18 protein-coding genes are annotated in these 20531 nt (G+C 66.2%); 9 read left to right on the top strand and 9 right to left on the bottom strand.

Annotated features, from left to right (window positions below; genetic code table 11):
- Positions 1-33: 33 nt before the first annotated feature.
- Together BLT81_RS03635 and hrpA are read left to right on the top strand one after the other, a co-directional pair.
- The gene (locus BLT81_RS03635) at positions 34-990 is read left to right on the top strand and encodes a hydrogen peroxide-inducible genes activator (RefSeq protein ID WP_019192907.1); all 957 of its coding nucleotides are present in this window, start codon (positions 34-36) and stop codon (positions 988-990) included.
- A 15-nt stretch (positions 991-1005) separates the two neighbouring features.
- Positions 1006-4908: an ATP-dependent RNA helicase HrpA gene (gene hrpA, locus BLT81_RS03630; RefSeq protein WP_019192908.1), complete on the top strand. Its 3903-nt coding sequence runs from the start codon at positions 1006-1008 to the stop codon at positions 4906-4908.
- Positions 4909-4916: 8 nt separating this feature from the next.
- On the opposite strand, the gene nrdR is transcribed toward hrpA, so the two are convergent.
- Positions 4917-5375, bottom strand: a complete 459-nt coding sequence (nrdR, locus tag BLT81_RS03625) for a transcriptional regulator NrdR (protein WP_040420613.1) — start codon at positions 5373-5375, stop codon at positions 4917-4919.
- A 61-nt stretch (positions 5376-5436) separates the two neighbouring features.
- Between nrdR and BLT81_RS12910 the strand changes: the two genes are divergently transcribed.
- The 4 genes from BLT81_RS12910 to BLT81_RS03605 all read left to right on the top strand — a co-directional run bounded on the left by BLT81_RS12910 (position 5437) and on the right by BLT81_RS03605 (position 8031).
- Entirely contained in the window at positions 5437-5586 is a 150-nt protein-coding gene (locus BLT81_RS12910; RefSeq protein WP_155860760.1) for a hypothetical protein, read from the top strand.
- 508 nt (positions 5587-6094) lie between these two features.
- Complete coding sequence (lexA, locus tag BLT81_RS03615; RefSeq protein WP_019192911.1) at positions 6095-6781, top strand: transcriptional repressor LexA; 687 nt, start codon at positions 6095-6097, stop codon at positions 6779-6781.
- A gap of 65 nt (positions 6782-6846) precedes the next feature.
- Positions 6847-7113 (top strand): HPr family phosphocarrier protein, encoded by a 267-nt coding sequence (locus BLT81_RS03610; protein ID WP_019192912.1) that lies wholly within the window; start codon positions 6847-6849, stop codon positions 7111-7113.
- Positions 7114-7242: 129 nt separating this feature from the next.
- The gene (locus tag BLT81_RS03605; RefSeq protein WP_019192913.1) at positions 7243-8031 is read left to right on the top strand and encodes a DeoR/GlpR family DNA-binding transcription regulator; all 789 of its coding nucleotides are present in this window, start codon (positions 7243-7245) and stop codon (positions 8029-8031) included.
- Here the strand turns inward: BLT81_RS03605 and BLT81_RS03600 are convergent.
- The 6 genes from BLT81_RS03600 to BLT81_RS03575 are packed head-to-tail and all read right to left on the bottom strand — an operon-like array spanning position 8018 to position 15789.
- Positions 8018-9325 carry a uracil-xanthine permease family protein gene (locus BLT81_RS03600; protein WP_040420614.1) on the bottom strand — a complete coding sequence of 436 codons (1308 nt, stop codon included), beginning with the start codon at positions 9323-9325 and terminating at the stop codon, positions 8018-8020. The genes BLT81_RS03605 and BLT81_RS03600 overlap by 14 nt on opposite strands.
- A 28-nt stretch (positions 9326-9353) precedes the next feature.
- On the bottom strand, positions 9354-10274 hold the full coding sequence (locus BLT81_RS03595; protein WP_196794459.1) for a dihydrodipicolinate synthase family protein: 921 nt from the start codon (positions 10272-10274) through the stop codon (positions 9354-9356).
- A 48-nt stretch (positions 10275-10322) separates the two neighbouring features.
- Complete coding sequence (locus BLT81_RS03590) at positions 10323-11132, bottom strand: ABC transporter ATP-binding protein (RefSeq protein WP_019192916.1); 810 nt, start codon at positions 11130-11132, stop codon at positions 10323-10325.
- Positions 11129-13228, bottom strand: a complete 2100-nt coding sequence (locus BLT81_RS03585; protein WP_051011403.1) for a dipeptide/oligopeptide/nickel ABC transporter permease/ATP-binding protein — start codon at positions 13226-13228, stop codon at positions 11129-11131. The genes BLT81_RS03590 and BLT81_RS03585 overlap by 4 nt, the downstream gene beginning before the upstream one ends.
- Before the next feature lie 5 nt (positions 13229-13233).
- Positions 13234-14181 (bottom strand): ABC transporter permease, encoded by a 948-nt coding sequence (locus tag BLT81_RS03580; RefSeq protein ID WP_019192918.1) that lies wholly within the window; start codon positions 14179-14181, stop codon positions 13234-13236.
- A 51-nt stretch (positions 14182-14232) separates the two neighbouring features.
- The gene (locus BLT81_RS03575) at positions 14233-15789 is read right to left on the bottom strand and encodes an ABC transporter substrate-binding protein (protein WP_019192919.1); all 1557 of its coding nucleotides are present in this window, start codon (positions 15787-15789) and stop codon (positions 14233-14235) included.
- Between the two features lie 192 nt (positions 15790-15981).
- On the opposite strand from BLT81_RS03575, the gene BLT81_RS03570 reads away from it, so the two are divergent.
- Positions 15982-16683, top strand: coding sequence for a FadR/GntR family transcriptional regulator (locus BLT81_RS03570; protein ID WP_019192920.1), 702 nt, complete (start codon positions 15982-15984; stop codon positions 16681-16683).
- On the opposite strand, the gene BLT81_RS03565 is transcribed toward BLT81_RS03570, so the two are convergent.
- Together BLT81_RS03565 and BLT81_RS03560 are read right to left on the bottom strand one after the other, a co-directional pair.
- The gene (locus tag BLT81_RS03565; protein ID WP_019192921.1) at positions 16680-17402 is read right to left on the bottom strand and encodes an N-acetylmannosamine-6-phosphate 2-epimerase; all 723 of its coding nucleotides are present in this window, start codon (positions 17400-17402) and stop codon (positions 16680-16682) included. The genes BLT81_RS03570 and BLT81_RS03565 overlap by 4 nt on opposite strands.
- The gene (locus BLT81_RS03560) at positions 17399-18379 is read right to left on the bottom strand and encodes an ROK family protein (protein ID WP_019192922.1); all 981 of its coding nucleotides are present in this window, start codon (positions 18377-18379) and stop codon (positions 17399-17401) included. Before BLT81_RS03560 ends, BLT81_RS03565 begins: the two co-directional genes overlap by 4 nt.
- Before the next feature lie 213 nt (positions 18380-18592).
- On the opposite strand from BLT81_RS03560, the gene BLT81_RS03555 reads away from it, so the two are divergent.
- Positions 18593-19744, top strand: a complete 1152-nt coding sequence (locus BLT81_RS03555; RefSeq protein ID WP_019192923.1) for an N-acetylglucosamine-6-phosphate deacetylase — start codon at positions 18593-18595, stop codon at positions 19742-19744.
- 18 nt (positions 19745-19762) lie between these two features.
- Positions 19763-20527 (top strand): glucosamine-6-phosphate deaminase, encoded by a 765-nt coding sequence (gene nagB, locus BLT81_RS03550; RefSeq protein WP_019192924.1) that lies wholly within the window; start codon positions 19763-19765, stop codon positions 20525-20527.
- Positions 20528-20531 lie beyond the last annotated feature (4 nt).

Below are 20531 nucleotides of genomic sequence, written 5' to 3'. Positions count from 1 at the left end.
TATTGCCTATAGCTGTCTTGTAGCCTCATAGGCATGGGCAATAAGGAATACCGGCCGACACTCGCGCAGCTGCGCACCTTTGTCACCATCGCCGAAAACCGCCACTTCGGCACGGCCGCGCACAAGCTGAACATCTCTCAGCCGTCGCTGTCCCAGGCGCTCGTCGCCCTCGAATCAGGCCTGGGTGTCCAGCTCATCGAACGCTCCACGCGCAAGGTGATCGTGACGGCGACGGGCGAGAGGCTGCTCCCGCTCGCAAAGGCCACGCTCGAAGCCGCCGAGAACTTCGTCGCGCACTCGCGGGGGGCCAACGGGGTGCTGGCCGGCCCGCTGAGCATCGGAATCATCCCGACGTTGGCGCCCTATATCCTCCCCGAGTTTCTGCGCCTCGCGCGCGAATCGTACCCCGAGCTCAAGCCTCGCATCGTCGAGGACCAGACGGAGCAGCTCATCCAGCAGCTACGTGACGGGCACATCGACATCGCCATCTTGGCGCTGCCGACGAACGTGCCCGGCATCACGGAGTGCCCGCTCTTCGACGAGCCGTTCATCGTCGTTACCGACGCATCGCACGAGGCCGCCGGGCACGACGACCTGAGCCTCGACGTCCTCGACGACCTCAACTTGCTGCTGCTTGACGACGGCCACTGCCTGCGCGAACAGATCGTCGACCTGTGCCGCCTCGTCAACGCCGCCCCGCATGCAGACGCCGACTCCGCCACGCGCGCGTCCTCGCTGACGACCATCATGCAGCTCGTTGTCGCGGGCCTCGGTTCCACGCTCGTGCCGGCCTCGGCCATCGCGACGGAGTGCGCGCGCCCGGGGCTGGGGCTGGCCACGTTCGACGAGGGGGTCGTCGCCCAGCGCACCATCGGGCTGGTGTGCCGCTCCAGTTCCTCGCGCACCGCGGCCTACGAGGAACTCGGAGAGCTTGTCACGCAGGCGCACCGGCAGGCGGTCGCGAAAGGCGAACAGCTGCTGAAGGGCTAGAATTGTTCGGCAGATATGAACGATTCTTCCTCTGCCCCCACCCGCTCCGACCTCTTGGCCCGCCTCGACGAGGTCCCGCTCGCCGAGGTGCGCCGTTTCCAGCGCCGCCTGAAGAAGGCGCGCGCGCCCGAGGCCCTGGCGGCGATTGGCGCTGACATCGACGCCGCGGCGGCGCGGGTCGAGGCCCGTGCGGCAGCCCTGCCCGAGATCACGTACCCAGAAAAACTCCCGGTCTCGGCGCGCCGGGAGGACATTATGGAGCTGCTGCGCGACAACCAGGTGGTCATCATCGCCGGCGAGACGGGCTCCGGCAAGACCACCCAGATTCCGAAGATGCTGCTCGAGCTCGGCCGCGGCCGGCGCGGGCTCATCGGCCACACCCAGCCGCGGCGCTTGGCCGCGCGGACCGTCGCCGAGCGCATCGCCGACGAGCTAGGGCAAACGATCGGCGAGTCGGTGGGCTACGCCATCCGTTTCGACGACCGGGTCTCCGCGACGACCTCCATCAAGCTCATGACGGACGGTATCCTGCTCGCGGAGATGCAGCGCGACCGCTTCCTCAACGCGTACGACACGATCATCATCGACGAGGCCCACGAACGCAGCCTGAACATCGACTTCCTGCTCGGCTACCTCAAGCGGCTCCTTCCGCGCCGGCCCGACCTGAAGGTCGTCATCACCTCGGCGACGATCGACCCGGAGAGTTTCGCCGCCCACTTCGCAGACGCGGACGGAAACCCGGCGCCGATCATCGAGGTCTCTGGGCGCACCTACCCGGTGGAGATCCGCTATCGGCCCCTCGTCGAGCTCGTCGACGGCAAAGAGGTCGACCAGGACATGATCGACGGTGTCGTCTCCGCCGTCGAGGAACTCATGGCCGAGGGCCCCGGCGACATCCTGTGCTTCTTTTCCTCCGAGCGCGATATCCGTGACTGCATGGAAGCCATTGAGAAGAAGCACTGGCGCGGCGTCGACGTCACTCCCCTGTTCGGCCGGCTGTCCAACGCCGAGCAGCACCGCGTCTTCTCGCCGCACTCGGGTCGGCGCATCGTGCTGTCTACCAACATCGCGGAGACCTCGCTGACGGTGCCCGGCATCCATTACGTCGTGGATACCGGGCTCGCCCGCATCTCGCGCTACTCCACCCGCACGAAGGTGCAGCGCCTTCCCATCGAAGAGATCTCCCAGGCCTCCGCCAACCAGCGCTCCGGGCGTTCGGGCCGCGTCGCCGACGGCATCGCCATCCGGCTCTACTCCGAGGAGAACTTTGCCCAGCGGCCGGAGTTCACCGACCCTGAGATCCTGCGCACCAACCTGGCCAGCGTGATCCTGCACATGATCTCGCTGCGCCTCGGCGACGTCTCCGACTTCCCGTTCATCCAGCCTCCGGACGCCAAGGCGATCCGCGACGGCATCACCCTGCTGCACGAGCTCGGTGCCCTCGCCGACGAGAAGCGTGGCGGCGCACCAACACTGACCGACATCGGGCGCGACATCGCCCGCATCCCCGTCGACCCGAAGATGGCGCGCATGCTTGTGGAGGCCAACCGCCTCGGGGTGCTCGACGACGTCACCGTCATCGTCGCGTCCATGACCATCCAGGACGTGCGCGAACGCCCATTGGACCACCAGGCGCAGGCCGACCAGGCGCACGCGCGATTCAAGGACCCTACCTCGGACTTTTTGTCCTCGCTCAAGCTGTGGGACTACGTCGCCGGCTCCCGGGACGAGCTTTCCGGCAACGCCTTTCGCAAGCGCATGGTCAAAGAATTCCTGCACTACATGCGGATCCGGGAGTGGTACGACTTGGTGCGGCAGCTGAGGGACGTCGAAAAGCGGCTCGGTTGGTCCCCCGCGGAGGCGGTCGCGGGTGAGCGTGACGCCACCGCGATCCACAAGTCACTTCTCACGGGCCTGCTATCCAACATCGGGGCGCGCGACGGTCAGTCGAAGGAGTTCCTCGGCGCGCGCGGCACGCGGTTTATGGTTTTCCCCGGCTCCTCGCTGGCCAAGCGCCCGCCGGAGTTTCTCATGGCCGCCGAGCTCGTCGAAACCTCGCGGCTGTGGGCGCGCGACGTCGCCAAGATTGAACCCGAGTGGGTCGAGCGCGCCGCCGGCGACCTGCTCAAGCACAGCTACTCCGAGCCGGTGTGGTCGCGCAAGCGCTCGGCCGCGATGGTGCACCAAAAGTCGCTGCTCTACGGCGTTCCCATTGTTCGCGACCGGCTCGTGCCCTACCATCGCGTCGACCCGGAGGGCGCGCGCATCATGTTCATCCGCCACGCGCTCATCGGGGGGGATTGGAACCGGCACCACACCTTCATCGACCACAACGAGGCCCTGCTCGAGGAAGCCTCCGCCGTGGAGGAGAAGCTGCGCCGGCGCGGGCTCGTCGTCGACGAGGACGCTCTGTTCGATTTCTACGACTCCAAGCTTCCCGCCGAGGTCACCACCGCGCGCCATTTCGACTCCTGGTGGAAGAAGAAGCGCAAGGACGACCCGGCCTACCTCGACTTCGATCCGGCATCGCTTGTCGACGCCTCCGCGGTCGCCTCCGACACCGCCTTCCCGCCCACCTGGCGCCAAGGCAGCATCGACTACGAGCTGCGCTACAAGTTCGAACCCGGCGACGACTTCGACGGCGTCACCGTCGCCGTGCCGGTCCCGCTGCTCGCGGGCTTCACCGACGAGGGCTTCGACTGGCTCGTGCCGGGGCTGCGCGAAGAACTGGTGACGGAGCTTATCCGCACCCTGCCGCGACCGCTGCGCCGCACCGTGGTGCCCGCGCCCGACTTCGCCGCGCGCGTGCTCCCCGAGCTCACGCCCCACGAGTCAGGTCTGCTCGATCAGCTCGCGCACGGGCTGCGAGAACTCGGGGGCTCCGGCATCAACGCGTCCGACTTCCGCCCGGATGCGCTGCCTGCTCACCTGCGGGTCACGTTCGCCGCGATTGACAAGCGCGGCGAGACGATCGACCACGATAAAAACCTCGCCGCCCTCAAGGAGCGCCAAGCGGGGCAGATCCGGTCCTCGGTGTCCAAAGCGAGCCGCCGCTCCGAGTCTGGGGTCGTGACGGAGTGGACCCGAGAGAATCTGGGCGACGTCGCCGAGACGGTGCACGCCACCATCGACGGCAACACCGTCGACGCCTACCCCGCCCTTGAGGCCACGCCGGAAGGCGTGAAGGTGACCGTCCACCCGACGAAGGCAGCGGCCGACGCGTCCATGGTCACCGCCACGCTGACATTGTTGCTGCGTGAGGTGACGGTCAACGCGAATCAGATGATGAAAGGTCTGCCGCTGCGGCAGAAGGTCGCCGTGGACAACTACCCGCACGGAGGTGCTCAGGGGCTCGTCGACGACGCTCGTGTTGCCGCCGTGCGTGACTTGATGATGGCCCACGGCGGCCCAGTACGCACCCCGGAAGACTTCGACGCCCTCGTCAAACACGTCACGCCCGGCGTCGCCGGTGCCGTTCGCCGCGCGGTTGTCGCTGTCGCCCCGGCTCTTGTGGAGTGGTCCTCCATGCGCGATGAGCTGCGCTCCTGGGAGGGGCCGGCGATCGACGACATGCGCTCCCAGCTGAACTTTTACCTTCCTCCGCACGCGATCACGGTCCACGGCGTCGAGCGCCTGCAGCACGTGCCGCGCTACGTCGAAGCGATGCGCATTCGACTGGAGGACATGGGCCGCGATCCCGACCGGGACGCCGAGCGCCAGGCGGTGATCGATTCGGTGAAGAAAACGCTGAAAGCGAAAATGTCGCGCCTGCCCGCTGGGCGGGAGAAGACCGCGGCGTACAAGGACGTCGTCTGGAGGATCGAGGAGCTCCGGGTCAGCCTCTTCGCGCAACGATTGGGGACGGCGGAGCCTGTGAGCCAAAGGCGCGTGGAGAAGATGATCGAGAAGCTAGCGTAAGGGCGCGCTTAGAAGTCTTCTCGGTCCTTACGTCGCATGAGGCGAATTTCGGATTCGAAGTCTTCGGCGGATTCGAAGGATTTGTACACGGAGGCGAACCGTAGGTAGGCGACCTCGTCGAGCACGCGCAACGGCTCGAGCACGGCCAATCCGATGTCGTTGGCATTGACCTGGGAGCTGCCGTGGCTACGCACGGTCTCCTCGACCTGCTGCGCGAGCCGTTTCAGCGCGTCGTCCGAGACGTCCCGCCCCTGGCAGGCTCGCCGCACGCCGACGATGAGTTTGTCGCGGTCGAACGGCTCGCTTACGCCGTTGCGCTTCACTACGGTAAGCACGGCTTTTTCCACGGTGGTAAAACGCCCGCCGCATTCGGTGCATTCGCGGCGCCGCCTGATCGCCGCGCCGCTGTCGACGACGCGGGAGTCCATCACGCGGGACTGTTCATTGTGGCAAAACGGGCAATACACGGGGAGTGAGTCTACCTCGCCCTCACGCTTTCGGACGAGCGTGGCAACCTAGCGCCCCGACGTGGCAAACGATGTACTCGGTGCGCTCGCCGGGACAGCGGGCTCCGGCGACGTGTCGAGGATCCCACCAAGCGCCGACCCCACCAGCAGCGCAAGCCCGAACCCGGCGCCCATCAAGGCGCTCGCCCGGGATTCGTGGCGGGATAAGTGAACGGTCCCCTGTACACTATCCGGCCCCTCGTTCGAACAATCTCCCGTTCGAACATCGCCCCCGAGGCTGCGCACGGCGCCGCCGCGCGCGTTGCGAACCGAGACGTCGGGGATGTCCCAGACAGCGGCCGGGACCGGGCACCGTGAGCGCTGCGCGTTGTTCGGCGCGACGGCGGTGTGACGAGGTGCGATGATGGTCATTTCTGTCTCACTTTCTTGCGACGGTGGATCGTGCACTCAGAGTAAAAACCGAGCGGACACGTCGCCCGCACCCTCGCTCGGATGTTCGACTTCCGCTCTCATGTTCGATTTATAGCAGTCGAACACGCACGTGTCCAGACATGAGCCATAAATCTCGAACACCCTTGCCACATCTGCTATTTTGGGACACGACGCAGACGCCGCTACGGCATCAAGCGCCGGGTGGGTTACTACCCCTCCCGCACGGCGCGCGGCGCCCGGACAGGCACTCACGACACGAACTTCACAGACCCCTCAAGGCAAGGAACATGGCACGCAAAAAGTACGACCCCACCACCCTCGACACCAGCGTTCTGTCGGACCGGCAGCGCCGCATCCTCGAGGTCATTCGTGACGCCGTGGTCCTGCGCGGCTACCCGCCCAGCATCCGTGAGATCGGCGACGCCGCGGGGCTGCAGTCGACTTCCTCCGTGGCGTACCAGCTCAAGGAGCTCGAGAAGAAGGGTTTTCTGCGGCGCGACCCGAACAAGCCGCGCGCAGTGGACCTGCGCCATCTGCCTGAGGCCCCGAAAAAAGGGCCGAAGACGAGCCCGCAGACGGAGACCCCTGAGGACGTTTCCCCTGCCCGCTACATCCCGGTCGTCGGCCAGATTGCTGCGGGCTCGCCGATTCTCGCCGAGCAGAACGTGGACAGCTACCTCCCCCTCCCCGATGAGCTGCTCGGCGACGGCGAGCTGTTCATGCTCCGCGTCGTCGGCGAATCCATGCGCGACGCTGGCATCCTCGATGGGGACTGGGTGGTTGTCCGCTCGCAGCCGGTCGCCGAGGAAGGCGAGTTCGTCGCCGCGCTTCTCGACGGCGAGGCGACCGTCAAGGAGTTCCACCGCGATTCCACCGGCGTGTGGCTTCTGCCCCACAACGACGCGTTCTCCCCCATCAACGGAGATGAGGCGCAGATTATGGGGCGCGTTGTCTCGGTTTTCCGCACGCTGTAGCCCGCCCCCTTACACTGGGCGGGGTACGCAACGCCGACATATTTTCAGCAGAAAGGTGCCGCACCATGGCTTCTACAACCGTCAAAGTTGGCTCGACCGTCGGGCTCCACGCCCGCCCCGCATCCGTGATCGCCGAGGCGGCAGGCGAGTATGACGAAGACATCACGCTTACCCTCGCGGGCGACGACGAGGACGACGGCGCCGACGCCGCCTCCTCCCTCATGATCATGGCCATGGGCGCGGAGTTCGGCGACGAGGTTACCGTGACCTCCGACAACGCCGAAGCCGTGACGAAGATCGCCGAGCTCATCGCCTCCAATCTCGACGAGTAGCACAACCCCCACTCGGGGGTAGGAATCGGGCATGACGCCCCCACCTCCGGTGGTGTTCTCCGAGTTCTGAAACAATGTGACCGGCGCTCCACTCGGTGACGCCCCAATTTTTTCGCGCGGAGGCCACGCATGTACGCAGAAGAACGTAAACGCCAGATCGCGTCGCTGACCGCCATCGAAGGCCGGGTCAGCGTGAGCGCGCTCGCGGAGCGTTTCGACGTCACCGCGGAAACCATCCGCCGCGACCTTGCCGCGCTGAGCAAGGAGGGCAGTGTCCACCGCGTCCACGGGGGCGCGGTGGCTAGCCAGTCGTTCCTCACCGCCGAGATGCCCCTGGACGCGCGTTACCGCTCTTCGTCGGGGGCGAAGACGGCGATCGCGCGCGCCGCCCTCGACTACCTCCCGGATGAATCCACGGACGGGATCTTTCTCGACTCTGGTTCAACGATCAGCAGCCTGGCCGCCCTGCTCGTCGACGACCCTCGCGCAGCGTCCTGGCCTATCGTCACCCGGTCCCTCCCCGTCGCGCTCGAGCTTTCCGGCGAGGGCATGACCAACGTCCAGCTGTTGGGTGGGACGGTCCGAGCATTGTCTCAGGCGGTAGTGGGTGACACCCCTCTGCGCACTCTGGCGCTCATGACCGCCGACGTCGCGTTCATCGGCACGAACGCCCTTACTGTTGATCACGGCCTGTCGTCCGCGGACCCGCAGGAGGCCGCCGTCAAAGCCGCGATGATCACCAACGCACGTAAGGTCGTGGTGCTCTGCGATTCGACAAAGCTGGGCACCGACTATCTCGTTAGCTTCGCCGGGCTGGCAGACATCGACGTTCTCATCATCGACGACGCGGCCCCCGCCTCCTTGCTTGCTGAGTTCGAGAACCACGGCATCGAGCTCGTCGTCGTCAGCGGCGAGTAGCTCCCGGCTTCTCGAACCCGTCGTAGCGCCCCTCCCCGAGCGTCCGGAATGCCCAGCGCATGAGGGGGTAGATGACGATGATGCCCACCGATCCGAGGGCGATGCCCTCGAGCTGCACCGGCCCGACGGTGAGCGAGAGGTTGCCAATCCCCACGATCAACGCGACCGCAGCTGCCGTGAGGTTCGCCGGGTGGGTAAAATCCACCCGGTTGTCCTGCCAGATGCGCACGCCGAGCATGCCGATCAGCCCATAAAGCACGAGGCAGGCGCCACCGAGCACGCCCGCGGGGATGGTGAAGATGACCGCGCCGAACTTCGGGATGAACGCCAAGACGATCGCGAACACCGCGGCGACCCAGTACGCGGCCGTAGAGTACACCCTGGTCGCCGCCATGACCCCGATGTTTTCCGCGTAGGTCGTCGTGGCTGAGCCGCCGAAACCGCCCGCCAGCGTGGTGGCCACGCCGTCGCCGATAAGTGCGCGGCCCTGGTAGCCGTTCAGGTCGGCTCCCGTCATCTCCCCGACCGCTTTGACGTGGCCAACGTTTTCGGCGACGAGCACTACCACGGCCGGCAGGGTAACCAGAACGGCGGAAAGGTGGAACTCGGGGGTGTGGAACTGCGGCAGGCCGACCCACGGCGCCTGCGCGATCTGCTCCCGCGCGTCGTCCGCTAAGCCGCCGCTCAGCGCGGCGCTCACCCAGCCGACCACGACGCCGGCGAGGATGCTCAACCGCGCGATCATCCCGCGCGTGGCCACCGTGACAACGAGGACGGTTCCAAGGGTTACGAGCGCAATGAGCGGTTGCTTTTCGACGTTCGCAACGGCCGTCGGGGCGAGGTTAAAGCCGATGAGGGCGACGATTGCCCCGGTGACCACCGGCGGCATCACCGCGTCGATGACCTTCTTCCCCGCCGCGTCGACGATAACGCCGATGAGGATGAGCGCTACCCCTGTCAGGAGCACCCCACCCAGCTGCGCCCCCATGCCGTACTGTTGTGACGCGGTCAGCGGCGCGATGAAGGCGAAGGACGAGCCGAGGTAGGAGGGCACCTTGTTGCGGGTGAGCAGCAAGAAGATGATGGTGCCCACCCCGGAGAACAGCAACGTCGTGTTTACCGGGAAACCCGTCAGAGTAGGCACGAGGAGCGTTGCGCCGAACATGGCCACGACGTGTTGCATTCCGATGCCGATGGTGCGCGGCCAGTTGAGGCGCTCGTCGGGGGCCACCACGGCCCCCGCAGTCACCGTCCGGCCGTCGCCGTGCAGGGACCAGCCAATGAAATTACTCACTGGCGTAGCCTAACGGAGCCGGCGCGGGCTACTCCAGCAGGCCCGCCGCAACAAGCACAACGCGGATCGCGTCGACCTCCTCCGGGGTGAGCTGCGGCACCGGGTCCGGCATCGTGGCGGATTCGAAAACGCCGAGAAGCCTCAGCGCGACCTTGAAGGAGCCGACCCCCGCGCCGAACCCGGTAACTGACGTCGCCTGGGAAGCGATGAGCATGAGGTCAGCGAGGCGGTTCTGCTCCGCGCGCACCGTCTCCCAGTCCCCTGCCTGGTACGCATCCCATTGACGCACGTAGGCATCGGGGTCGACGTTGGCCAGACCGGGCACCGACCCGTCCGCACCCGACAAGTACGCGCCATCGACCACCACTTCGTGCCCCGTAAACAGGAGCAGCGGATGGCCGGCGGCCTCATTTTTCTGGGCGAGGAAGCGGAATTCTACGTCGTCGCCCGACGAGTCCTTCACTCCAGCGAGCACGCCCTCCTGCCCGAGCCTAATCAGCATGTCGGCACCAAGCTTCGCCTGGACGCACACCGGGATGTCGTAGGCGTAGACGGGCAGCGACGTCGCGGCGTGGATGAGGCGGAAGTGCTGCTCCACCTGGGCCTCGCCGCCAAGGGCGTAGAAGGGGGCCGTGACGACGACGGCGTCCGCGCCGTTGTCTTCGGCGACCTTAACGGCCTCGATCACCTTCGCGGTCTGCGTTTCGATGCACCCGACCAACACCGGCAGCCGGCCAGCCACCACATCCGCGGTCTCCCGCAGGATCTGCAGGCGCTCCGAGTCCGTAACAAACGCCCCCTCACCGGACGAGCCGAGGATGAACAGGCCATGCACCTTGGCGTCGATAAGCCGCTCGAGATTGCGCCGGTAGGAGGCGCTGTCGAGTGTGCCATCCTCGTGCCGCGCGATAACGACGGGAGGAATAACGCCGGAGAGCCTCCGGGTCAATTTATTCATGAAAAGTATCGCCTTTCCTGGTTCGAAGCCTGGGAGGTTTTAGAGAGTGGGGTGCAGCAGGGAGGGCGAAGCCGATAGCAGCTGCCGGGTGTACGGGTCGCGCGGGTGCGCGAAAACCTGAGCGGCCTCGCCCTCCTCGATGATGCGGCCGCCGCGCATGACGCAGATCCGGTCAGAAATGTAGCGTACGGTCTGGATATCGTGGCTGATGAACACCATCGATAGCCCGAGGGAGGCCTTGAGGTCGGTAAAGAGGTTGAGAATCTGCGCGCGCACCGACACATCCAGAGACGACGTCGGCTCGTCGGCAATGATCACGTCCGGGTTGAGCGCCAAGGCCCGCGCGATGGCGACGCGCTGACGCTGGCCGCCCGACAGCTGCCCCGGCAATGCGCCGAGCGCCGCCTCAGGAAGACCGACCAGGCGGAGCAACTCGTGCACCCGCTCCTCGCGCTCGTCCGCGGTGCCCACGTCGTGGACGCGGAGTGGGTCGAGAAGCTGTTCCTTGACGGTCATGCGGCTGTTCAGCGCGGTGGACGGGTCCTGGAACACGACCGAGACGACACGCCCCATCGTCCGGCGGTCCTCGCCGGTCCGGCGTGTAACGTCACGCCCATTGAAGCGCACCGTTCCGCTCGAGGGGGTCTGTAACCCGCACATGACATTGGCTGTGGTCGACTTCCCGCATCCGGATTCACCCACAATGCCGATCGTCTCGCCAGGCATCACGGACAGGCTGACGTCGGTGACCGCGTCGACCCAGTTCGGGCGAAAAATCGGGCCGGTGCGGGCCTTGAACCTCACCGAAATGTTTTCCAGCGCGATGATCGGGGTTGCTGCGGCGTTCATCGTTTTTCCTCCTGGGAATGGTTCTCCATCGTCGCAGCGTACGCCGCGTAGTCGGTATCCGTGAGCCCCGGCTGATCCAGGTTGCCCTGCCGCTCCAGCTCGGCGGCTGGCTTGAGCTCGTCGGGAAGGTCAACGTAGTAGTGGCGCGTCCCCGGCACGTTGCGCACCACTGGCGCCGACTGCAATCCCACCGACGGATGAGAGGACCGCGGGGCGAACCTGTCACCGGCCGGGTACTCCGCTGGCGACGGAACAGTCCCGGGAACCTGGTGCAGGCGGTCTCCGCCTGCCTCGATCGACAGCACCGAGCCCAAGAGCCCGCGCGTGTACTCGTGGCGCGGGTCCGTCAAGATCTCCACCGTCGATCCTTGTTCCACGACTTGGCCGGCGTACATCACGGTCACCGAGTGAGCGACCTCGGCAACGAGGGCAAGGTCGTGCGAGATGAACACGAGGGCGAAACCGAGCTTTTCCTGCAGTTCTTTCAACAGGTCAATGACCTGTTTTTGCACTGTGACGTCGAGCGCCGTCGTCGGCTCGTCCGCGATGACGAGCGCCGGGTCGCGCGTCAGCGCCATCGCGATGAGCACGCGCTGGCGCTGACCACCCGACAGCTCGTGTGGGTAGGAGCGCAGGGTGCGTTCTGGGTCGAGGCCAACGAGCTCGAGAAGTTCGCGGGCGCTGCGTGTACCGCCGCGCTGCGTCAGCTGTTTAAGCTGCGTGCGGATGAGCATCGATGGGTTTAGCGCGGACAATGCGTCCTGGTAGATCATCGCGATATCGTGGCCGAGCAGCGCGCGGTGCTCGGCCTTGCTCATCGCCAGCAGGTCCTTGCCTTTGTACATGATGCGGCCGGTGACCTCCGCCTCGTCGTCCAACAGTCCCATCACGGCGAGGTTGGTAATGGACTTACCGCACCCGGACTCGCCGACGATGCCCATTGTTTCGCCCTCGGCGACGGCGTAGTTGACCCTGTCGACGACATTGACGCTGCCGTGGCGAGGAAAACGGATGCACAGGTCCTGAACCTCAAGAAGCGGAGTCGTTCCCGGCGCTGGGGAGAAGCGGTCGCCTCGCTCGGCCTCCGTTCGACGGAGGGCATCGAGGCGGCTGTCGAGCGCCTCCTTCTGCTGGGCGTACGCCTCAACTGGGTTGGCCAGAAGCCGGTCCTCCTCACGCTTGGCGTCAGCCTGGGTTGCGGGGACCGCGGATGCCCGCGGTGCGGCGACCATCGCGTCCGTGATGCCCTCGGACAGGATGTTGAGGCACAGCACCGTGGCCATGATGGCCAAGCCGGGGAACAGAGCCTGCCACCAGTCGCCGCGCAGCACCCCCTGCTGTGCCGAGGACAGGATGTTACCCCAGGTGGGCACCGGCTCTTGCAGGCCGGCGCCAATGAATGTCAGGGAAGCCTCCAGGATGATCGCGTCGGCGACGAGGACGGTGGCGAAGACGAGGACGGGGGCCGCGCAGTTGCGCGCGACGTGCCGGGCCAGGATCCACGACGAACGGGCGCCGGAGACGACCGCGGCTCGCACGTAGTCCTCGCCGTACTCCGAGAGCACGTTGGCCCGGACGATGCGGGTCAGCTGTGGGATGTAGACGAAGGCGATGGACAGGATGATCACGCCGAGCATATAGACGGGGCGTTGCGGGTCCCGGAACACCACGACCGTGATAGCTACAAGGGCGATGCCCGGCACAGACATGATCACGTCGAGGATGCGCATAATAACCTCGGAGAGCCATTTCGGCCCGACCGCAGCGATAGAGCCGAGGACGACGCCGACGACAAGAGCGGCGAACGTGGCCAGCAGGCCGACCACCAGCGAGTAGCGGGCGCCGTAGAGCACGCGAGAGAAGACGTCGCGGCCGAGGTTATCGGTGCCGAACCAGTAGTCGGCGTTCGGGGCTTGGCCTTTGAAGTCGATCGCAGTCGGATCATGTGGGGCGAGAAGGGGAGCAAACAAGGCGGCCAACGCGATGAGAACCAGGACGATGAGGGAGATCTTCGACCCAAGGTTCATCCGGCTCCATCCGCCCAGGCGTCGTGTCACGTTGGGGTTCGAAAGCTTCCGAGCTTTAGCGTCACGCATGTGTGCTACACCGTCCTAATGCGCGGGTCGATCGCAATGTAGAGCAGATCGACGATGATGTTGACAATGATGAAGGAGATGGCGACTGCCAGGGTGGCGCCCTGGACAACCTGGACCCAATTGTTGGCGATTCCGTCGATCAGCACTCGCCCCATCCCCGGCAGGGCGAAGATGATCTCGATGACCACTGCGCCGCCCATGAGGTAACCGATGCGCAGGCCGAGCACCGTCACCGGGGTGATCAAGGCGTTGCGCAGCACGTTGCGCGAGATCACCGTCGACTGCGGGATGCCGTAGCCGATTGCGGTGCGTACGTAGCCTTTGTCCAGCTCCTCGACCATCGAGGTGCGCACGACGCGGGTGAGCTGTCCGATCACAGGCGTCGCGAGCGCGATCGCAGGAAGCACCAAGCGTGCCGCCCAGCCGGCGGGGTCCTCGGTCAGCGAGGGCAGCGTGCCAGCGACCGGGAGCGTGCCGATGAAGGCGAGGACGAGCAGGATCGCCAGCCAGAACGAGGGCATCGCGATGCAGATGATTGACAGGACGCGGATCAGCTGGTCCGCCCATTTGCCTCGGTAGAGTGCGGAGACAACGCCCAACGGAAACGCGACAAGCACCGCGATGACCAGGCCCACAAACGTCAGCTGGAGCGTCACCGGCAGGGCCGAGAACACCTTGTCCGAGACGGAAGCGGCATTTTGCCCGTAGGTTCCGAGGTCGCCTTGGACAACGCCCCACAGGTACGTACCGAATTGAACAAGCCACGGGTCGTTGAGGCCGTTTTCTTCGCGGTAGGCCGCCACCTGTTCCGGCGTGGCCGAATCGCCAAGCGCGGAGTAGGCGGGGTCGATGGGTGAGAGTGACATGAGGACGAACACGAGGAACGTCACACCGATGATCATGATCGGCAGGGCGATGAGCCTGCGGCCGACCAGTCTGATGAGGTTATTCATCGCAGTTTTCTCCTGGTGTGCATGCGGGGAAGGGGTATGCGGCGCACCGCGCTAGCTTCCGGTGGGGGTGGTGGTCAGTGCCCACAGGCCGGTCGTCCCGATCGGGGCGAAACCGTCGAGGGCATCAGGGTCGTATGCGGTAATCATCGTGCGGTGGAACAGCGGGTACAGGGGAACTTCCTCGGACACCACGTCGAGAGCTTCGTTCCACTTTTCTTGTTGCTCGGGACCATCGAGCTGGGTGGCGGCGGTCAGGATGTCCTGCAGACGCTGGTAGGAAGCCGGGTCGGACTCCTGCCAGAATGTTCTCTTCTTCGTCCACACGTTGTCGCCGTACCACCAGTTCATCAGCAGGGCGGGGTCGTTCCCGAAGACCGAGGGGTCGCCGGGGGCGAGGGCGACGTCAAAGGTGGCGTCCTCGACGTCGAGGTGGTTTGCGTAGACCGACGCGGAGGCCTCGGTCTGCAGGGAGACCTCGATCCCGATGGCCTGGAGGTCGTTTTGGATCTGCGGGCCAAGATCCTTTACCCACGGGTGGTCGGTGGTGAGCAAGGTGACGTTGAGGTCGCTCACCCCGGCCTCGTCGAGAAGCTGTCGCGCCCGATCGGGGTCATGGTCGAAAACGTTCACCGCGCGGTTGTAGTTGGGGTGGGTTTCCGGAAGGAAAGACGTGGCGGCTTCCGCTTTCCCGTCCATGTTGTTGTTCACCAACATGGACGTGTCCACGGCGTAGAGGAAGGCCTGGCGCACCCGAGGGTCGGTGAATGGTTCTTTCTTCGTGTTAAACAGCATGAAGGGCAGGTTGAAACCGTGGACCTCCGCGGTCTCCATGCCCGCCTCCGTCACCATATCGACGGAGTCGGCGGGCACCGCCTCCATCACGTCGATCGTTCCGGAGTTGGCGGCGGTGGTCCGGGCGGTGTCGTCCTTGATCACGTCCCACACGAGACGCTCAGCCTGCGCTGGGTAGGTGCCGGTGTAATGCTCGTTGGGTACCGCGGTGACGCGCGTGTCACCGATGTCTTCGTACTTGTATGGGCCGGTGCCGAGCGGCATGGCCGTCATCTCGTCTCGCGACGCCTCCGCGGGCACGATCTTCGCCACGGCGAGGCGTTCCTCGGCGAGGGTGAAAGGACCGGTGAGTGTGAAAGACACCGTGGTGTCGTCGACCTGCTCAATCGCCTCTATAAAGCTGAGCATCGGCTGGTAGACATTGCCGTCGGCCATCGCCCGCTCGAAGGACGACACGACGTCCGCCGAGGTCACGGGCGTCCCATCAGAGAACGCGGCCCCCTCCCTCAGGGTTACGGTAAAGGCGGTGTCAGAGCTCCATTGTGGACGTCCAGCCGCCAGCGCCGGGTAGGGCTCGTAGGTATCCATGCGCAGTTCGTACAGGCCTTCGACCACGTGCCAGTTGGTCCCCAGCGCGAGAGCTGAGGAGGTCGACGAGGGATCGTAGTTCGTCGTCTCGTAAGCTGCCCCCATGCGAATCTCAGTGGAGGGGGTATCCGCGGGGGTATCCGGACCGGGGGAGCATGCTCCGAGCGCAAGCGCCACCGACCCGAGCAGGCCGGCAAGGCAGGTGCGTGCGCGTTGTTGGGCGACCATGGGGCGCTTCCTTCCGTTTTGTGGGTGCGATGGGACCGTGAGCCGGTAGGCTAACTACACCTGATCGTAGACGTATGACGTCATAACTTACTCCGTTTTAAGCTTTTCCCCTCCCCCGATTACCCCCACCCCCAACACGTACGCGGGCGGACGATGTCTGCTTTGCTGGTGAAGGACTGGAAAGGAGATGACATGCCCCGTCCCCACAGCGCCTCAGCCCGCGCCCAAGCTGGCATCACGGACTACATCCGCTCCCACCGCCTCTCCCCCGGCGACGCGTTGCCGAGCGAGGCAGCCCTCTGCGAAGAACTGGGATTTTCGCGCACCTCTGTGCGTGAAGCCATCCAAGTTCTGTCCTCCCTCGACATCGTGGAGGTCCGACATGGCCACGGCACCTACGTTTCGGGGATGTCACTCGACCCGCTTATCCACGGCCTCGTGCTGCGCATGACCCTCGACAGCACGCGTTCTGTGTCTACTCTCAACGACGTGGTTGACCTACGCAGCGCGATCGACCACAGCCTCGCCGACGAGCTGGCCACGATCTGGAGCGCACGCGACCCGTCCGAGCTGTACGCGACCGTCAACGCGATGATCGCCGAGCACGAGGCGGGGCGGTCCTTCGCGACGCACGACCAGACTTTCCATCGAACCCTGTTGGCCCCAGTCTCGAACCAGCTCGTGGTCGAGCTAGCCAGCGCGTTGTGGGATGTGCATATGGCGGTCCTGCCCACGCTGGGGATCCCCATGCCGGAGGATATCGACATCACGATCCGCACCCACGAGAACATCGTCGACGTGCTGTGCGAGGGCGACGCCGCCGCCTACCGCGCAGCGGTGGATGAACACTACGCACCGCTACGTCGCGCAATCGAGCACGCCGCGGGGCACTAAAACAGGAGCGCCCCAAACCGCGCCGTGATCGATGCCGGGTCCGTGACGGCGGTGCCAACAATGACGGCGTCGGCACCGGCGTGGATGCCATGGGCTACGTCTGCCGGGGTGGCAAAGCGGCCCTCGCCGATAAGGAAGACGTCCGGCCCCGCGAGCTCGCGGCCCCGCCGAATCATGTCGAAGTCGGGGCCCGCCGTCGCGGGTCGCTCGGCGGTGTACCCAGCAAGGGTGGTGGAGACGATATCCGCCCCGGCATCGACGGCACGGCGGACGTCGTCCGGCGTCGCGCAGTCAGCCATGATCGGCGCCCCCTCACCGTGGGCCACCTCCACCAGGTCCACGAAGCCCGAGCCGTCTGGGCGCGGCCGATCGGTCGCGTCAGCGCACACGACCGCGGCCCCGGCGCGGATCACGTCGATGACGGAACGGCGGGTGGGGGTGATGTAGACGCCCTCGGAGCCCTCCTTCGTCAGCCCGAACACGGGCACGTCAACGGCCTCAGCGATGGAGCGGATGTCCTCGATCCCGCCGTAGCCGCCGCAGCGGATCGCCGGTGAGCCCCCAGCCACGCACGCCATGGCGACCCTGGTGAGGGTGTGTGTGTCGCGCATCGGGTGCCCGTCGGGCGCCTGCACCGAAACGATGAGGCGCTTTCTCACCGCGGTGATGATCTCCCGCCTGCGCTCATCCACCGTTGAGGTGGTAAAGGCGAATGTCATGAGGTCTCCTTTCCGGTGCTGCAGTTGGCGTGGTGGGACCGGGCGAACGCCGCGGCGCAGACGAGCGGAGCGTCCGCCCCGAAGGTGCTGGTAACCACGGGGACGTCGCGGTTCGGAGCGAGGGCAAAAGCGCGAATTCCGCGGCGAATGGGCTCTGTTACTAGGGGCCCGATACCACAGACACCACCGCCGAGGACGACTGCCGAGATGTCGAAAGCGGAGACGACGCCGCCGATGGAGCGCCCCAAACCGGCAAGGTTGCCCTCGATGATCGATTGAGCGAGGACGTCGCCCTCCTCCGCGAACGCGATGACGTCGCGCAGGGTAAAACGCGAGGCCGCGGGGTCCTCCCACGGAATGGGCTCCGCGTGGTTTTCAGCACTCGGGCGGCTCAACGCGTCGTAGTAGCGCGCGAGGGAGGGGCCGGACGCAATGTTTTCCACCCGATCAGCCAGTCCGCGGAAGTCTGGGGCCACGAGCTCGGAGAACTCTCCGGCTGTCCCTGTCGGCCCGGCCAGCAGTTCTCCCTCGTCGACGATCGCGCCACCGACGCCGGTGCCCAGCGCGAGGTACAGGACGCGCCCGGGAAACTGCGTCCCCACGCCGAGGTGGTGCTCGCCCCACGCCCAGATACGCACATCGTTGTGGGCGTAGACGGGGACGTCGAGGTAGCGGTGCACGATCGCGGCGATATCCGTGCCCGCCCAGCCGGGGACAGTCGGCCCAGCTGAGACAATCTGCCCCTCGGGCGGCAGGACAACCCCCGGCGAGCCGACGCCGACGCGCGCCACGGGCAACGGCAGTGCCTCGGCGGCGCGCGCGATCGCGAGGTCAAGCTGCTCCGCGAGCGTGCGCCCTGCGGGCTGAGAAGCCACCTTTCCCTCCGCCAGCACCACCGTCGGGGAGTCGTCGGCGACCACCCCATAGGCAATCTTCGTGCCCCCGATGTCGACTGCGAGACTCGCTGAAGCCGTCATATGCCCTCCGCTTCGCGCCGCTGCGTGCCGCAGCGTTCTAGGTGTTCAACGAAACCCACAGTACCCCACGCGCCTGCCCCCGATTGCCTCCCCCCGCCTCCACGAAAAGCCGCCGGACGTGCGTAGAAAGGTTAGGGTTGGGGGTGAAGTCATACATCATACCCCCACGCAGTACCCCCACGAACAGGGGAGAAAGGCAGCACTCGGCGCACCATGACGGCACACCACCCCACAGCGGTCGTCGGCTCACTCATCACCCCCTTCGGGGAGCGTGCGTCCGCCCGCATCGAGTTTGACACGCACATCACCGCGGTGACCCCCCTGGAACCCACCGAGGCCGAGCGGCGGGATCACTCAAGGCTGACCTGGGTGCCAGGTTTCGTGGACCTGCATAACCACGGCGGGAACCTGGGCGCCTTCCCTACCGGGACCGACAAGGAATGCGTGGCCGCGGCGGAGTTTCATCACCGCGCCGGGACGACAACGCTGTTGGCGAGCCTCGTCTCGGCCACGCGCGACGAAGCCTGCCGCCAATCGGCAGTGCTAGCCCGCCTCGTGCGCCGCGGCCTCATCGCGGGTATTCACATGGAGGGCCCCTTCGTCTCCCCCGCCAAGTGTGGCGCGCAGGACCCCGCGTGCGTTATCCCTGGCGACCCCGAATATCTGCGTGCGGTCATCGACGCCGCGGACGGCGCCCTCGCTGCAATCACGCTCGCGCCCGAGACCGCGAACTTCGAGGAACTCACGGACATCTGTGCCGCCGAGGACATCATCATCGGCCTCGGCCACACGTCAGCGGATTACGACACCACCTGCGCTGCCATCGACTACGCGTCCTCGCGCGGCGCGACCGTGACGGCAACGCACCTTTTTAACGCTATGCCGCCGCTGAACCACCGCGCCCCTGGTCCCGTCGGCGCGCTCGTGAACGCGTCGCGACGCGGCGCCGTTTCCGTCGAGCTCATCGCCGATGGCGTCCACCTGCACGATGCCACGGTCGACGCGGTCCTCAGCGACAACGCTTTCGCCGTCTCGGACGCTATGGAGGCCGCGGGCATGCCCGACGGGAGCTACCGCCTCGGTCATCTCGACGTGACGGTCTCCGGCGGCGTCGCGCGCATCGCCACTGGCTCCATCGCCGGCGGAACTTCCACTTTGGCCGAGCAGTTCGCCCGCTTCGCCGGGCGCCACGGCGGGCCGCAGGCCGTACGCTTTACCTCGACCAACGCCGCGCGCGTCTTGGGCCGCGGGACCCCGGGAGATCGGGGCGATATCGTGCCCGGCGCCCGCGCGGACCTTGTCGGCCTCGACGAGCGCCGTCGGCCCGTCCGCGTCATCCGGGGCGGGGTTGAGCTGTCGATCTAGGTAAGAAAGGAACTCCCCATGGACGTACTGATCCGCCCCACAGCCGAGGTGGCGCGCGCCGCCGCCGACATCATCACCCACTACATTCAGCAGGGGGCCACCCTGGGCCTCGCCACCGGCTCCACCCCCACCCCGACCTACCGCGAGCTCATCCGCCGCCACCACGAGGAAGGGCTGAGCTTCGCCGCGTGCAGGGCGTTCCTGCTCGACGAATACTACGGCCTGCCCCGCGACCACGAGCAGTCCTACTACGCCACGATCCGCCGCGAGCTGACCTCACACATCGACATCGATGACGCCCTCGTGGACTCCCCCGACGGAACGAACTCTGACTACGTCGCGGCTGCCGCGGACTACGAGGAGCGTATCGCGCAGGCGGGCGGCATCGACGTTCAACTGCTTGGTGTGGGCACGAACGGGCACGTTGCCTTCAACGAGCCCGGCAGCTCTCTTGCCTCGCGCACCCGCCTGACCTCGCTTCACCCACAGACGGTCACAGACAACGCGCGCTTCTTCGACTCCGCCGACGACGTCCCCCGGCACGTGCTCACGCAGGGACTCGGGACGATCCTCGAGGCGGGGCACCTCGTCCTGCTAGCCACGGGGAGCACCAAAGCGGACGCGGTGCGGCGCCTCGTCGAAGGGCCCGTGACGGCGTCCTGCCCGGCCAGCATCCTGCAGCTCCACCCGCGCGCCACCGTCATCGTCGACGAGGAGGCGGCTGCCCAGCTGGACAACGCCGAGTACTACAGGTTCCTCGACGAGAGTGCGCCGGAACTGTAGCCGG

Source organism: Corynebacterium timonense, assembly GCF_900105305.1.
Classification (GTDB): domain Bacteria; phylum Actinomycetota; class Actinomycetes; order Mycobacteriales; family Mycobacteriaceae; genus Corynebacterium; species Corynebacterium timonense.
Note: the sequence above shows the minus strand (reverse complement) of the source record. Positions and strands in the feature narration are given on the sequence as shown.